The organism is Chloroherpetonaceae bacterium (assembly GCA_025056565.1).
Lineage (GTDB): Bacteria > Bacteroidota > Chlorobiia > Chlorobiales > Thermochlorobacteraceae > Thermochlorobacter.
Map to the genome: position 1 here is coordinate 107583 of JANWWA010000003.1, position 15798 is coordinate 123380.

A 15798-nucleotide genomic window follows, 5' to 3' on the forward strand; every position below is an offset into this window, starting at 1 on the left:
TCGTAGAAGCCATAAGGCAAGTTTGACCGAAGGAGGAAACAAACGATGAACTTTAATCCGAACAAATTTACGCTGCGTGCGCAAGAGGCGTTCCAAGATGCGGCGGAGAAAGCCAGTCAAAATCAGCATCAACAAATAGAGCCAGAGCATCTGCTTTGGGCATTGCTATCCAAGCGTGAAAACATTGTCTTCCAGCTTTGCGAAAAGATGGGCGTGCAGACCGAGATGCTGCTGTCCATTTTGGAGCGTGAAATTGACCGATTTCCAAAAGTAACAGGCGCATCGGTCTCAGGACAGTATTTGTCGCAAAACCTTGCCAAGATTCTCGATAGCGCTGCGAGCATTGCTGACTCAATGAAAGATGAATTTATCGGCTCGGAGCATCTCTTTTTGGCAATGGTTGACTCGCAGCACAAAGTGGGGCGCATTCTGAAAGATGCCGGTGCAAGCCGCGACAAAACGCTGCAAGCCTTAGCCACCATTCGTGGCGCGCAGCGCATCACCGACCCAAATGCCGAAGACCGTTACAATGCGCTAAAAAAGTATTCACGCGACCTCAACGACCTTGCACGCAAAGGCAAGTTAGACCCCGTGATTGGACGCGATGAGGAGATTCGCCGTGTACTGCAGATTCTCTCGCGCCGCACGAAAAACAACCCTGTGCTGATTGGTGAGCCAGGTGTCGGTAAAACGGCAATCGTCGAAGGCATTGCGCAGCGCATTGTAGCAGGCGATGTGCCTGAGAATCTCAAGACCAAGCGCATTCACGCGCTGGATGTCGCAGCGTTGGTAGCAGGCACGAAGTTTCGCGGCGACTTCGAAGAACGGCTCAAAGCAATTGTCAATGAAGTGCAGCAGTCAGACGGCGAAATTATCCTCTTCATTGATGAAATCCATTTGCTGGTAGGCGCGGGAGCAACGGAAGGTGGCTCAATGGATGCCGCAAATATTTTGAAACCAGCACTTGCGCGTGGTGAGCTTCGTGCAATTGGTGCGACCACGCTGGACGAGTATCGCAAGTATATTGAAAAAGATGCTGCGCTGGAGCGGCGCTTCCAAACTGTGTTCGTGCAAGAACCCAGCGTAGAAGACACGATTTCCATCTTACGCGGGCTAAAAGAAAAATACGAGATTCATCACGGCGTGCGCATCACCGATGCGGCGATTGTAGCTGCCGCTGAACTCTCAAACCGATACATCTCCGATAGATTCTTGCCTGACAAGGCAATTGACCTGATTGATGAAGCGTCTTCCAAGTTGCGTCTGGAAATTGACAGCGTGCCAGAAGAGCTGGATAGGATTAATCGAGAGATTCGTCGCCTTGAAATCGAGCGCGAGGCCTTGAAACGCGAGCTGGAAGCAAGTAAAACTTAGTGCAGCAGCAAAGCTGTGGATAGCAAACGCACACATTGCAAGGCTAACGATGAAAAACTGGGCTGCTGCGCTCTGCTGCACAGTGTTAGTTTGCGGTGCGCTTCACAAGGCGCAGGCGCAGTGGCTCGAAAAACCGCTGTGCGATTGTGTGCGACCGCTGAATGTGCCGCATACTCAGGCGCGTGCCTCAGCGCCAGCAAAGCGACCTATTGACATTCTGCACTACGCGCTCTCGCTCCGGCTCACAATGCGAGATGGAAGACTGCAAGGCGTCAATCGCATTCACATCTGTTCATGGGTCAATGAGCTGCCACGTATCTCGCTCTCTGCGGCAGCGCTCGTAATTGATTCCGTGCAATTACCGACTGGTGAGCGCCTTTCGTTCCAGCACCAAGGTGATTCGCTGCATGTCATCTTACCTGTGCCAGCGCAACAGGGCGACACGATGACCTTGATGGTGCATTATCACACTAATGCAGGTCGGCGCGGCTACTACTTCTACACGGCGCAAGAATCAGGCAGCGAACCGATTGCTTACACAATGTCGCAGCCTTATGATGCCCGATACTGGATGCCCTGCCTTGATGAACCAGATGACAAAGCAACAGCTGAAATCTCCATAACAGTACCAAGAGGATTTATTGCCGCATCAATTGGTCGCCTAACGCATGTTGAGCAGCAGGGTGAGGAGACGACTTACCACTGGGCAACACAGTGTCCAGTTGCAACTTACCTAATGTGCGTAACGGTCTCTCGCTACGTAGTGCTGAGAGAAACATATAGGCGGGCAAGGCAAGGTGAAACGCCAGATGGGCGAGCGGTGGCGTCGCTGCAGGATACTTTGCCAATTGAACACTATGTCTGGCGAGAAGATTCGCTCAACGCAGTTGGGTTTTTCCAAAATCTGAGGCGAATGATTGAAGTGTGCGAGACGACTTTCGGCATTCCATATCCTTTTGAGAAGTATGGGCAAGCCGCTGTCCGTCCGTTTAGATATGGTGGAATGGAGCATCAAACACTCTCGACGCTCAACCGGAATTTGCTCTGGAATGAAAACTTGATTGTGCACGAGCTAGCACACCAGTGGTGGGGTGATATGGTAACTTGTGAGTCGTGGCGCGACCTTTGGCTCAACGAAGGCTTCGCCACTTACACCGAAGCACTCTGGCAAGAGTATTTGAATGGCAAGGAAGGCTTGAGACGCTATATGCGCGCTCGAATCCGACCGCATCTATGGCAAACGTCTATCTACAATCCGTCACCACTCTTTGGCGATGTAGTCTATGGCAAGGCTGCATGGGTGCTCCAAATGCTGCGCGGCTTAATGGGCGATGAACGCTTCAGAGCATTGCTCAAGCAATACGGCGAGCGGCATAAATTTGGCAATGCCAACACAGCTGCGTTTCAGCAGATTGCTGAAGAGATCTATGGTGGCAAGCTGGACTGGTTTTTTCAGCAGTGGATATTTGGGACAGGCATTCCGAAGCTGGAATATGCTTGGCAGAAGCGGCAAGAAGCAAGTGGCTGGCGAGTAACTGTGCGCATTCGTCAAACGCAGGCAGAGCCAGTGTTCAAGCTGCCAATGGAATTACAGCTCTATGCTGCAGATGGGAAGGCAGTCTTCAAGCGCACGATGGAAAGCCGTGATACCACTTTTGTGCTACATGCAGCAAGCGAGCCGCAAATGCTGGTGCTGGACGAGGACGAGTGGATACTGAAAGATGCAACCAATCTCACTGACTTATTGGAGCAAAGCCAAACAGGGCGACGCTTCAAGCTGGAACAAAACTACCCCAATCCATTTAATCCGACTACCACGATTCGGTATGAACTGCCGAGTTTTGCCTTCGTGCAGCTAAGGGTGTATGATATGTTAGGCAGAGAGGTGGCAACGCTGGTGAATGCACGCCAAGCGGCTGGGCGCTACGAAGTGGTGTTTGATGCAACAGGGCTGCCAAGCGGGATGTATGTCTATCGCTTGGTCGCAGGCAATTGGCAGGAAAGCAAAAAGATGATGCTGGTAAAGTGAACGCTAATCCCACCTTAGACTGTGTGCGGCACTTTTACCCGCAAGCCAGCCAGTAGAGTAGGCTGCCTGCAAGTTGAATCCGCCAACCTCACCTGCAATATCGAGGACCTCGCCAGCAATGAACAAGTTAGGCACCAATCGAGACGCCATCGTTTTAGGGTCAATCTCACGAAGTGAAATGCCACCTGCCGAGACTTCTCCACGCTCAATCGGCACTGCCTGTACGGTGCCAAGCGGATAAGCTTTGAGCACGCTAAGCAAATTCTTTCGCTGCGCCTTAGAAAGGTTGTGCCACTTTTGCTCTAACGAGATGCCTGAGGCTTCAAGCACAAACGGAACAATGGCGTTAGGCAAAGGGGCTTCCAGAAAAGTTCGAAGTGCCTGCGTAGGGTGGCAACGCTGCATCTCCAGTAGCTGCTGCTCTAAAGCTTCGACTGACAGTGCAGGGAAGAAATCCACATACATTGTGACCGATGATTGTTCCAGTGCTTCGGCGACATCACGTGAAATGGAAAGACAAGCTGGCCCTGAGAGACCTTGATGCGTGAAAAGCACATCATCGGTGCGCTCAAAGGTTTGAGAGGGGCTTTTGGCAATCAATCTCACATGTCGAAGCGAGACACCGACAAGCTCAGGATGAGGTGGCTGAGCCAAATAAATTGGTGCGAGTGCAGCACGCAGCGGCACAATCGTATGTCCAAGTGCAGCGGCAAAGCGAATGCCATCGCCAGTTGTGCCGGTTTTGGAGTAGGAGACGCCGCCTGTAGCGAGAATTAAAGCGTGTGCTTGGAATCTAAGCGCACTAAGATGCACACAAAAGGTCTCGGCCTGCCGCTCTACGCTAAGGGCACGGGCATTTGTAAGCACTTCAATGGAATGGGTGCTTAAAAGGGCTTCAAACACGGCAACGACATCGCTTGCCTTGCCAGAGAGCGGGAAGATGCGGCCGTTTGGACGCACATAAGTCGCAACACCGTGAGAGTGAAGCCAGCGAAGCACATCTTGGTTGGTGAAGGCGTAAAAAGCAGGTTTGAGAAATCGACGTTCAGCAGGACGCAAAAAGCCTTTCTCGAGCACGTGCATCATCTCACCTGCGTGGGTGATGTTGCACTTGCCGCCGCCTGAGATACGAATTTTGATGCCAAGCTGTGTGTTACGCTCAAGTAGGGTGATGTGCGCATCGCTATCTGCAACGCCAAGTGAGCGGAGATGCTGACGTGCGCTAATTGCAGCGCACATACCTGCTGCACCACCACCGATAATTACAATGTGCCGTGAGCGCGTTTCCATTCAGAATTTTGTGGCAAAATATGTCAAAAATCTTGTGAACGTGCGCCTAAGAGGCATTTGGTCAGGCGCAATCTCTGTCGCAACTTTGCAATTACAACGAACCTTAACAACTAACAATGAGTCTGTCGAATCTTGGCTTGCAGCCTTCAGCCAGCGAGTCCGTTGAGATGGAAACGCTGTATCGTTACGATATTTCGCTGGTAATTCCGCTCTTCAATGAAGCTGAATCGCTGCCTGAATTGGTGGCACAAATTGCTGACTCTATTGCCAAAAGCCAGCTGAGCGACTTGTTCGGGCATAAACCGACCTACGAAATTCTCTTCATCAATGATGGCTCGAATGATGGCTCCGACCGTGTTATCAAAGGTCTTATGGCACAATACCCTGAAATTAAGCTCATTTCTTTTCGGCGAAATTACGGCAAATCAGCTGGGCTGGATGCAGGCTTCAAAGCGGCACAAGGCAAGTATGTGATCACAATGGATGCAGACTTGCAGGATAATCCCTACGAAATTGAGCCACTGATTCGCAAGTTGGAAGAAGGCTACGACCTTGTAAGCGGCTGGAAAAAGAAACGCTACGACCCTATCACGAAGACACTGCCTTCTAAGCTCTTCAATGCGGTAACACGCACGCTCTCAGGTGTGCCACTGCACGACTTCAATTGTGGCTTGAAAGCCTATCGCAATGAAGTGGTCAAGTCGCTGCAAATTTACGGTGAGATGCATCGCTACATTCCTGTGCTGGCAAGGTGGAATGGCTTTCGAGTGGGGGAGTTGGTAGTCCAGCACCGTGCGCGCAAGTATGGTCATTCCAAATTTGGCATAAGCCGATTTTTCAATGGTTTTCTGGATTTGCTCACAGTGATGTTCATTACCAAGTATATGAAGCGTCCGATGCACTTTTTTGGAATGGCCGGCATTGTGTCATTTTTCATCGGCTTTGTGATTAGCGGCTACCTTGCTTTTGAAAAACTTGCCTTTGATGCCAGCGTGAGCAATCGACCGCTGCTGCTCTTAGGCGTGATGCTCATCATTTTGGGGGTGCAGCTGTTTGGTATTGGATTGCTTGGCGAAATGATTACCAAAACATACCTCCAAGCTGAACCCTACCTTATCAAGGAAAAAGTAAATGTGGATTAAACCTCGACTCGTCTGGCTGGCTCTGGTAGCTCTGAGCAGTTGCACTGCACCGCTCGGTGAGAGCGTTTCACCAGTGGTGGAAAATTTTACGGAGACCGATGCAGCGGGCAATATCTTGCGGGTTGACCCTGACGACTGGCGCATTCAAGAGCGGTTTCGCAATGAGGTGCGAGTAAGACCTGCGTTTCCAAATCCAACGCCTAACGGCATTGTCTCGCTCATTGTGGAATTTAGCGCCAGTGCTCCGATTGGTCGGATTGATGTGCTCACCACAAACACGGCTGGTAACCCGATTTTTGTTGCCCGGCTTGATGCACTACGCGCCTTCGGCATAGAGTTTTATCGCATAAACCTAACACCAGTTGCCGTAAGCGGCAATCTCTCGGAAGTTCGCGGACGGCTCTTTCGCCTGCGACTCTTAGACCCCTTCGGCAACTTGATTACATATGGGGACGTCAAATTTGCAGAGTAGCGCGTATGCTGAGCTGACCAAGACAATTACGAGAGTTGTGCAACCCTGCTCTAATTTTTCGTAACCAAAAAACAGTCTCACCAAATGTCTTACACCTATCTTCTCTTATCCAAAGAAGAGGCGCACAAAATTGCGCTGGTCACGTTCAATCGTCCAGAAGCGCTCAATGCGTTCAACTTTAAGTTGATGACAGAGCTACTGGATGCGTTGGAGACACTCGATAAAGATCCATCTGTGCATGCTATTGTGCTAACTGGCAATGAAAAAGCCTTTGCAGCAGGCGCAGACATCAAAGAGTTCGCAGCACGAGGCACTGCACAAATGCTACTGGAAAATCCATTGGAAAAATGGCAGCGCATTGAAAAGCTCTCCAAGCCACTGATTGCAGCGGTCTCTGGCTTTGCGTTAGGCGGCGGTTGCGAAATAATGCTGATGTGCGATATGGTGATTGCGTCTGAGACAGCAAAAATTGGGCTGCCTGAAATTAACATTGGTGTCATACCAGGTGCAGGCGGCACGCAGCGCCTAACGCGCATAGTGGGCAAATTCAAGGCAATGGAACTAATTTTAACTGGGCGAATGATCGATGCTAAAGAAGCTCTCGAGTTAGGGCTGGTTACGAAAGTGGTGCCTGCAACGGAGTATTTGGAGGAGGCTAAGAAGTTGGCGCGTGAAATTGCCGCTAAGTCGCCTGTAGCAGTGCGCACTGCCAAAGAAGCAATTCGGGCAGCCTTGTCTGGACTCGAAGAAGGTTTAGCCTTTGAGCGTAAGAGTTTTTACTTGCTCTTCGACACAGAAGACAAAAAAGAAGGTATGCAAGCCTTTCTCGAAAAACGCAAGCCTGAGTGGAAAGGACGCTAAATTCTGGCTGCGTCGCTAACTCGGTGCAAAGTTTCTCATTTTGAGAGAATTCGCCTATCTTTTGCCGCAAGTCTCTCAGCTTTTTTGCGGCTGCGAAGTACACCTGCATCACAATTAAGTAAAAGGAGTGTAACTATGCCCTTCAAGAAACTTGGCACACCGACGCGCAACTTCTCTGCGAAACCCGGCTTACAAGAAGAAGATTTGCAAACGCTGAAAACTTTATTTGCACAGCATCTCAAGTATTCTTTTGCCAAAGATGAATACACGGCTACGCCACGTGACTGTTACAACTCACTTGCACTGGCAGTGCGCGATGCGCTGATTGACCGCTGGATTGAAACGCAGCAGACGTACTACCGACAAGATGTCAAGCGGGTCTATTACCTCTCGATGGAATTTCTCATTGGGCGCACATTAGGCAACGCTGCCCTGAATTTGGGGCTAAGCGATGAAGTGCGAGAGCTGATGGTGCAGTTAGGCTATAAGCTGGAAGAAATTGAAGAAATTGAACCTGATGCAGGCTTGGGCAATGGCGGTCTCGGACGCTTAGCCGCTTGCTTCCTCGATTCAATGGCGACGCTAGGAATCCCGGGCTATGGCTACGGTATTCGCTACGAGTTTGGGATTTTCGCCCAAAAAATTCGAAATGGCTACCAAGTTGAGACGCCAGACAACTGGCTGCGGTATGGCAATCCATGGGAAATCGTGCGCCCCGAATACCTTTACAAGATTCAGTTCTACGGTAATGTGCACGAGTATCTTGACCAGCATGGCAACTTGCGGCACGACTGGGTCAATACGCAAGAAGTTATGGCGCTGGCATATGATACCCCTGTGCCCGGCTACGGCAACAACACGGTCAATAATATGCGTCTCTGGTCAGCCAAAGCCACGCGTGAGTTCAACTTTGAGTGCTTCAATGAAGGCGATTATGACCGCGCTGTAGCAGACAAAGCCGAGTCAGAGACGATTTCAAAAGTGCTGTATCCAAACGACAGCACGCCTGAAGGCAAAGAGCTACGCTTGAAACAAGAGCATTTCTTTGTGTCCGCAACGCTGCAAGACATTATTCGCCGCTATAAGAAAACCCACACGACTTTTGACCAGTTTGCAGATAAAGTGGCAATTCAGCTCAACGACACGCACCCTGCGCTGGCTATTGCAGAACTAATGCGCCTGCTGGTAGATATTGAACACCTGAGCTGGGAGAAAGCGTGGGATATTACAACACGCACTTGCGCCTACACCAACCACACGGTGATGCCTGAGGCACTTGAAAAGTGGCCTGTGGACTTGATGGCACGCCTCTTGCCACGACACTTGCAAATTATCTATGAAATCAATCGCCGTTTCTTGGATGAGGTGCGGCAAAAATATCCAAACGACCTTGAAAAAGTGAGACGGCTATCACTCATTGAGGAAGGTCCAACTCGAATGGTGCGAATGGCAAATCTTGCAATTGTAGGTAGCCATACGGTCAATGGCGTGGCAGAAGTGCACTCCAACCTCATCAAACGCACACTATTCAAAGATTTTTATGAGCTTTGGCCAGAGAAATTCCAGAACAAGACCAATGGCATTACGCAGCGCCGCTGGCTCCGGCTCTGCAACCCCGAGCTTTCCAAGCTAATTGATGAAAAAATCGGCGATGGGTGGGTCACTGACCTCTATGAGCTACGAAAGCTGATTCCACTGGCTGACGACCGTGCATTCCAAGACGCATGGCGCAAGGTGAAGCGTAGCAACAAACTGCGTCTGGCAGAGTATATCAAGTCGCATAATCACATCACGGTCAACCCTGACTCAATGTTTGACTGCCAAATCAAGCGCATCCACGAATACAAGCGCCAACTACTGAATGCATTGCACGTGATTTGGCTCTACAACTGGATTAAGGCACATCCTTATGAGGAGGTAACGCCACGCACCATCATCTTCGGTGGAAAAGCTGCGCCCGGCTACTACAAAGCAAAACTGATTATCAAGCTCATCAACTCTATTGCTGAGGTAATCAATCACGACCGTGATGTGGCAGATAAGCTCAAAGTCGTGTTTCTCGAGAACTACTCTGTCTCGCTGGCTGAAAAAATTATTCCAGCGGCGGATTTGTCCGAGCAGATTTCTACAGCAGGCACAGAGGCAAGTGGCACAGGTAATATGAAATTTGCACTCAACGGTGCGATTACCATCGGCACGCTGGACGGCGCAAACATTGAAATCAAAGAAGAAGTTGGCGATGAGAATATCTTCATCTTCGGCTTAACAGTTGAGCAGGTTGAAGAACTACGCCGAAATGGCTACCAACCTTGGGAGTATTACAACCGAAACCCTGAGCTGAAACAAGTGATTGATATGATTGCAGGTGGGTATTTCTCGCCATCTCAGCCTGATCTATTCCGTCCAATTGTAAACTCGCTACTGCAAGGTGACCACTACCTCTTGATGGCAGACTTTGCCGATTATGTGCGCGCTCAAAAAGAAGCCAGCGCAGCTTACCGTGACACACAGAGATGGACGAAAATGAGCATTCTCAATGTGGCAAAAATGGGCAAGTTCTCGTCAGACCGCACGATTCGAGAGTATGCAAAGGATATTTGGGGAGTAAAGCCCATCACAATTGAGATGAGCCAGAAAGCCGAAGCAACAGCCCATACCTAATGTGCTCAAGAATAGATGAGGAATTCAATTAAAGTCGCTGAGCGCGCAAGCTCGCACAAGCGACTTTCTTTGTTGACGAAGAGGCGCTTGGATACAGGGAAGAGTAAGTCAGTGTCTGATTTGTCACCTCTTTTTGCAAGAAGCCTTGCAATGCTTGCCTACCGCAGAGCACCAGACATTTAGGGACTCAAAATTCATAACTCAAAAGTCACTGAAGATATGCTCAAGATATGCTTAAGCTAATGCGATATTTTGCGTTGGGGCTATGGCTGATAGGCTTTGCTGCCTCAGCCTGCAAAAAAGGAGATGATTTTGCACCGTTTGAAGCAGGGCAACTGGGCGCACTGACAACTGAAGAAAAACCAACTTTGGCCACTAATGAAACCCTGTCAATTCTTTCCGCTACGCCTATGGGCGAGCTGGAATCGTATTCCGATGCGCTGACGATTGCAGTAACTTTCAACCAACCAATGGTGGAAGTGAGTGATGAGACGCAAAGCGAATCGCTGCAAGGACTGCTGAAAATTGAGCCAACCGTGAAGGGCACTTATCGATGGCTTGGCTCTCGCACACTAATTTTTACGCCAAGTGATTCGCTGCCGCTTGCAACCACTTTCAAAGTAATAGTGCCAAAAGGCACAAAGGCACTTTCAGGCAAAGCACTGAACGAAGATTACACATTTGAATTTATGACCCTACGCCCTCGCATCGTGCAGATTGCGCCGATTGAACAGGTTGGTCTGCAGGATGAAATCATCGTGAAGTTTAATCAACCCGTTACAGCAGAAATTGGCGGGAAGCTGGCGCTGCAAAACTCCAGTGGCGCAGAGGTCAAATTTACCGTGCGACCTGTCTCGTTCGATGAGCTACAAAAAAAGCAAGAGATGTTTCGCAAAAGCCAGCAGCATAGCGAGGCATACTTGCTTTCGACAAGCAAGCCCAGTGAACTGCTGTTTCTGAAGCCTGCAGCCTTACAAGTAGGTGAGACCTACAAGCTACTGTTCAAAAAAAGCAGTGTAGAGACACAAACATTTTCTTTTGAGACCTTCCGCAAGTTTGAGTTTGTAGGCGAGCGCGAGCAGCGCATAGCGCCAAGTGATGATATTGTCCTCCAATTTTCCAACCCTGTCTTTCGCTCTGAGTTGATGCAGCGCCTTTCGTTTAGCTCGAAGGTCGATTCCGCATACTTGCGTCTTGACCCAGCAGAAGAAGACTATGCATCGACATTGCACTATCTCCAGCTAGGCTTCAAGCCTGCAACAACTGAGAGAATCACGATTTCAAAAAATCTGACGGATAGATTTGGCAATACGCTTCCAAACGATGTAGTCGTAACAGTGAAGGTTGGCGATTACCCTGAGAGAGTAGTAATGCCAACTGGTTACCTGACGATTGAGCACGATATGCCTTTTCTTGAAGTGCGCGCAATGAACACAGCACGCGCAACGCTCAAACTGGCGGCTCTGACGCCCGAAGAGGTGATGACGGTCTATCCGTACGGGTTTTACGAGACTCAAGAAGAGAAGCTGCCTTTCGGGCTACGCACAGTGTCAATCGTGTTCAAGAATCGGAAAAATCAGCTCAGCGTAGAGCCAGTTGATTTGCGGACGGTTTTGGAAGGCAAGTCTTCTGGCTTTGTGTTTGCACAGCTGGAGAGCGCTCCTTATGATGAGACGACCCAAAGCTATCAAGCCATCTACCAGCGTGCGTTGATTCAAGTAACGCCTTTTGCAGTGTCCGCAAAACATTCCAAAGATGGTTCGCTGGTGATGGTAACGCGTCTTAAAGATGCAAGCCCAGTGGCGGGTGCAAGTGTGCGGGCTTTTACCCGAAACCGCTCGTTACTATGGAGTGGCATGACTAATGCAGACGGAGTAGCAATTGTGCCTGAGCTGCGCGAAGCCCCCACCTACTTTTTTGTCGAGCATAACGGAGAAGTAGGATACTCAGAGTCCAGTTTCTCCGAAGGAATTGAGCCATATCGGTTTGAACTCTATGAGCGGCAGTATGAGTATGAAGAAGATGCAGTTGCTTCGTCGGAGACTTTGCATGGTGTGATTTTCACAGAGCGCGGACTGTATCGCGCTGGTGAAACTGTCTATTTCAAAGGCACACTGCGCGAGTATAGAAATAGCAAATGGCAACTGCCACGGCGGCGAAGTTACTACCTACTGGTCAAAAACAGTCGTGATGAAACCTTGCTGAGGCGCAAAATCACGCTAAATGACTTCGGCTCCTTTGCAGATTCTATCAAGATTGCCACTGCTGCGCCACTGGGCTACTACAACATTTGGCTCAAAGAAGATGAAGGAGACGACTTTTATCCATCGGTGGCGAACGCTAGTTTCCGCGTAGAAGCCTATCGCCCTGCTACCTTCAGCGTAAAGGTGCTGCCGGATCAACAGTCTGTGCTCAACGGTTCTGAACTTCGTGCAACAATTGAAGCGCGCTACCTCTTTGGCGCGCCAATGACGGGCGACAAAGTCTCTTGGTCCATTCAGCGCAGCCCGTTGGATTTCATCACATTTGAGGGCTATGACGGATATACATTCGGCAAAGTTCGCCAATATGGTGAGCCAACTGAAGATGAAACCAATTACTTGCTCGCATCGGGTTCTGGCGTCATTGATAACTTAGGACAGTATAAATTTTCGCAGAAGATTGACCTGAAATTGACGCAACCTGCTGTGCTGACACTGGAAGGCACCGTTACATCCCCTGCACGCCAAGCCATTTCTGAACGTGTCAGTCTGCGATTTCATCCTGCGGAGTTTTATATCGGTCTTAAGCCAAAGTCGCTTTTTGCCAGAGAAAATGAGCCGCTGGGATTGGATGTAGTAACGCTCTCACCAGAGGGCAAGCCGCGTAGCGAGAAAGTAACGGTCGAACTTGTGCATCGCCAGTGGGTGTCAGTCCGCCGCTTAGGAGTTGGCGGTCGCTTAGAGTGGTCATCAGAGCCTGTGGACTCCCTTGTGTTCAAGCAAGACCTAACCACCAAAGAAAATGAGCCGCTGGCGCTATCGCTACCTATTAGAGCTGCAGGGTTTTACCGCATTCGTGCAACAGGCAAAGATGCCAAAGGCAATCTTGCTCTGAGCGAGACGTATCTTTTTGCAACGGGCAGCAGCTATGCCGCATGGGAACGGCGTGACGATGACCGCATTGAGATTAGGTTAGACAAAAAAACTTACAAGCCGGGCGAAATTGCGACGCTCTTTATTCAATCGCCTTATGAGACCGCAACAGCTTTGCTGACGATTGAGCGTGAAGGGGTTTTGAGCTACCGACAATTTGAACTCAAAAGCACCGCTCCTTCCGTGCAAATTCCAATTAAGCCTGAATACCTTCCGAATGCATTTGTCTCCGTTATGCTGCTTAGAGGCAGAACAGCGCTGCCGGGCAAGTTTAAGGAAGGTGATTTAGGCAAGCCATCGTTCAAAATCGGTTATGCAAAGATGTCAGTCGATGCGTCTTCAAAGCGACTGAGCATAGAGCTAAAGCCAAACAAGAAAGAGTATCGTGTCGGTGAAACCGTCGAGATTGAGCTTCTAACCAAAGATGCACAGGGGCAGGGCGTGCGCGCAGAAGTGGCACTGGCAGCCGTTGATGTGGGCGTGCTAAGCCTGATCGGCTACAAGTTCCCGAATATGTTTGAACGGTTCTATGCTGCGCGCCCATTGAGTGTGCAAACTTCTATCAATGTCGTGCACCTTATTGACCAGCGCAACTACGGTGAAAAGGGCGAGACACGTGGCGGCGACAAGGGAGGCGATGGCACAGGGGGCTTTTTGTTCCGAAAAGATTTTCGCGCAACGCCTTACTGGAATCCCACAATTCTCACTGACGCAAGCGGCCAAGCCAAAGTGAGTTTCAAGCTGCCTGATAACCTTACTACCTTCCGCCTGATGGCTGCAGCGCAAACAATTGACCAGTTTGGCAACGCGCAAACTGAAATTCTTACGACGCAACCGCTGGCACTGACTGCTGCACTGCCACGCTTCGTGCGCATTGGCGATAAGTTTGAAGCCGGTGTGGTCATCACCAACAACACTGACCAGAAAACCGCCGTGACCCTATCTGCCGCAGTGCAAGGTCTAAAATTTGTGGGCGATGGAAAAGAGAAACTCACGCTCGAGCCACGCTCCTCGAAGGAAGTTCGCTTCCGCTATGAAGCTGAAGTGGAAGGCACTGCAACCTTTGGTTTCACAGCAGAAAGTGACGCGGGCTATCGTGATGCACTCAAAATCTCAATCCCTGTGCAGACGCCTTATACCAAAGAAACGCTGGCGTTGATAGGTTCAACGGAAGGTGCGCAAACTGAAATTGTCAAAATTCCAAAAGCGGTGTATCCAAATGTGGGCGAAGTATCCGTGCAGGCAGCGTCTACTGCGCTGGTTGGCTTGCGCGAAGCCGTGCAGTATGTCTTTGACTATCCTTACGGCTGCTTGGAACAACGCGCATCGAGTATCTTGCCTTACATCGTGGCTAACGACCTCATTGAGACCTTGGGGCTTAAAACTAAAGCTGACACGGCACAAGGTGGGTTTAGAGCAGTGGTAGAGAAAACCTTAGCAGACTTTGAAAAATACCGTGTGCCGTCAGGTGGGTTTGACTATTGGCCTCAGCCGTGGCGAGCCAGCGACTATGTCTCGGTCTATGCAACCTACACGATGACACTCGCCAAACTCAAAGGATTTGCAGTCTCGAGCAATCTGCATCAACACAGCATTGAATACCTGCGGCGCATCTTGCGCAAGAGTAACGATGCATATTTCGGATACTACGCAACCAGTAGCCTCAAGGCGTTTGCACTCTATACGCTGGCACTAAACGGTGAATTCGATAACTCTGCTGCTGAAAAACTCTATTCGGAACGGGCAACTTTACCCTTAGAAGCCAAAGCATACCTCCTTCGTGCAATGGTGCTACAAGGGGCACCTAAACTGGCAAGCCTGAGTGGCACCGGTACAACTACAAATCGATTCCAAGCACGCATCGCTGAACTCTCACGTGAGATGATAAACCTTGCTAAAATTCAAAACGCAACAGTGCATTTTGAAGATGGTTCAAAAAACGATTGGATATGGACATTTAATTCACCTGTAAAAATCACTGCAGTGGTGCTGCAGGCGCTCTTGGAAGCAGAGCAGGGCAAAGATTTGGCTGAAAAAGTCGTAGCGTGGCTTTTGCAATCGCAGCGCAAGGGACGTTGGGAAACGACGCAAGAAAATATCTTTGTCTTGCAAGCTCTAAACACCTACTTTCGCAAATATGAGGGCGATGTGCCTGACTTTCGGGCAAAAGTAACACTGGCTGCGCAAACACTGCTCGAGGAGAGCTTCAAAGGTCGCTCTCTCAAAGCAAAAGTAGCGACAGAAAGTCTCGATAAATTTGCCAAAGGCGATGCCCTGTCGCTCACTGTCAGCAAAGAAGGACAAGGCAAGCTATACTACGGGGTGCGACTGTCATATTACCCAACCTACGCACTAAAGCCGAAGGACAATGGCATTGCCATTTTCAAGAAAATCGAGCCACTTTCTCGTGAAAAACGAAACAAAGGCGAAGTGGGGGCAGGTGACATTGTAAAGATTACTTTGCAAATCGCTGTGCCAGAAGAATTGCATTATGTTGCAGTAAATGACCCATTGGCGGCAGGTCTGGAAGCTATTAACCCTACGCTAAACACATCGCCACGTCTTCCACAAGAAAGCAGTTATACAGAGGAGGAAAGTGAGGCAGCGCCCGATGCGCCATTGTACAGCTTCGATTTCATTGAGCTACGCGATGACCGTGTAACGCTGTTTGCCGAGCGCTTGCGTGCTGGAATACACACCTACACCTACTATGCTCGCGCAACAACTTATGGCAGCTTTGTTATGCCACCCAGTTATGGCGAAGAGATGTATGCGCCTGAAGTTTACGGCAGAACCGGCACTTCAAGGCTCAAAGTGGTAGCAAAGTAGTAGCAG

At 49.8% G+C, this 15798-nt stretch carries 7 protein-coding genes and 2 pseudogenes; 8 read left to right on the forward strand and 1 reads right to left on the reverse strand.

The features are described 5' to 3' along the window. Positions 1–45: 45 nt before the first annotated feature. The 3 genes and pseudogenes from NZM05_03805 to NZM05_03815 all read left to right on the forward strand — a co-directional run bounded on the left by NZM05_03805 (position 46) and on the right by NZM05_03815 (position 3403). A pseudogene (locus tag NZM05_03805) lies at positions 46–243 on the forward strand (chaperone protein ClpB). After that, positions 226–1371: pseudogene (locus tag NZM05_03810) on the forward strand (AAA family ATPase). The pseudogenes NZM05_03805 and NZM05_03810 overlap by 18 nt, the downstream one beginning before the upstream one ends. A gap of 52 nt (positions 1372–1423) precedes the next feature. After that, a complete protein-coding gene (locus tag NZM05_03815) occupies positions 1424–3403 on the forward strand; it encodes a M1 family aminopeptidase (GenBank protein MCS7012743.1) in 1980 nt (659 codons plus the stop codon). Positions 3404–3406: 3 nt separating this feature from the next. Here NZM05_03815 and NZM05_03820 read toward each other — a convergent pair whose 3' ends face one another. Beyond that, positions 3407–4693, reverse strand: a complete 1287-nt coding sequence (locus NZM05_03820) for an NAD(P)/FAD-dependent oxidoreductase (GenBank protein MCS7012744.1) — start codon at positions 4691–4693, stop codon at positions 3407–3409. Between the two features lie 116 nt (positions 4694–4809). Between NZM05_03820 and NZM05_03825 the strand changes: the two genes are divergently transcribed. The 5 genes from NZM05_03825 to NZM05_03845 all read left to right on the forward strand — a co-directional run bounded on the left by NZM05_03825 (position 4810) and on the right by NZM05_03845 (position 15792). Continuing rightward, a complete protein-coding gene (locus tag NZM05_03825; protein MCS7012745.1) occupies positions 4810–5835 on the forward strand; it encodes a glycosyltransferase family 2 protein in 1026 nt (341 codons plus the stop codon). Beyond that, the gene (locus NZM05_03830) at positions 5825–6307 is read left to right on the forward strand and encodes a hypothetical protein (protein ID MCS7012746.1); all 483 of its coding nucleotides are present in this window, start codon (positions 5825–5827) and stop codon (positions 6305–6307) included. The genes NZM05_03825 and NZM05_03830 overlap by 11 nt, the downstream gene beginning before the upstream one ends. Positions 6308–6391: 84 nt before the next feature. Beyond that, positions 6392–7168: an enoyl-CoA hydratase-related protein gene (locus NZM05_03835; protein ID MCS7012747.1), complete on the forward strand. Its 777-nt coding sequence runs from the start codon at positions 6392–6394 to the stop codon at positions 7166–7168. A 135-nt stretch (positions 7169–7303) separates the two neighbouring features. Continuing rightward, the gene (locus tag NZM05_03840) at positions 7304–9829 is read left to right on the forward strand and encodes a glycogen/starch/alpha-glucan phosphorylase (GenBank protein MCS7012748.1); all 2526 of its coding nucleotides are present in this window, start codon (positions 7304–7306) and stop codon (positions 9827–9829) included. 230 nt (positions 9830–10059) lie between these two features. After that, positions 10060–15792 carry an MG2 domain-containing protein gene (locus tag NZM05_03845; GenBank protein ID MCS7012749.1) on the forward strand — a complete coding sequence of 1911 codons (5733 nt, stop codon included), beginning with the start codon at positions 10060–10062 and terminating at the stop codon, positions 15790–15792. The last annotated feature ends 6 nt before the right edge of the window (positions 15793–15798 follow it).

Excerpts from the sequence above, each read along its gene's own strand:
- NZM05_03845 (MCS7012749.1), top strand. The coding sequence starts at position 10,060 with ATGCTTAAGCTAATGCGATATTTTGCGTTGGGGCTATGGCTGATAGGC.
- NZM05_03820 (MCS7012744.1), bottom strand. The coding sequence starts at position 4,693 with ATGGAAACGCGCTCACGGCACATTGTAATTATCGGTGGTGGTGCAGCA.
- NZM05_03825 (MCS7012745.1), top strand. The coding sequence starts at position 4,810 with ATGAGTCTGTCGAATCTTGGCTTGCAGCCTTCAGCCAGCGAGTCCGTT.
- NZM05_03830 (MCS7012746.1), top strand. The coding sequence starts at position 5,825 with ATGTGGATTAAACCTCGACTCGTCTGGCTGGCTCTGGTAGCTCTGAGC.
- NZM05_03815 (MCS7012743.1), top strand. The coding sequence starts at position 1,424 with ATGAAAAACTGGGCTGCTGCGCTCTGCTGCACAGTGTTAGTTTGCGGT.
- NZM05_03835 (MCS7012747.1), top strand. The coding sequence starts at position 6,392 with ATGTCTTACACCTATCTTCTCTTATCCAAAGAAGAGGCGCACAAAATT.
- NZM05_03840 (MCS7012748.1), top strand. The coding sequence starts at position 7,304 with ATGCCCTTCAAGAAACTTGGCACACCGACGCGCAACTTCTCTGCGAAA.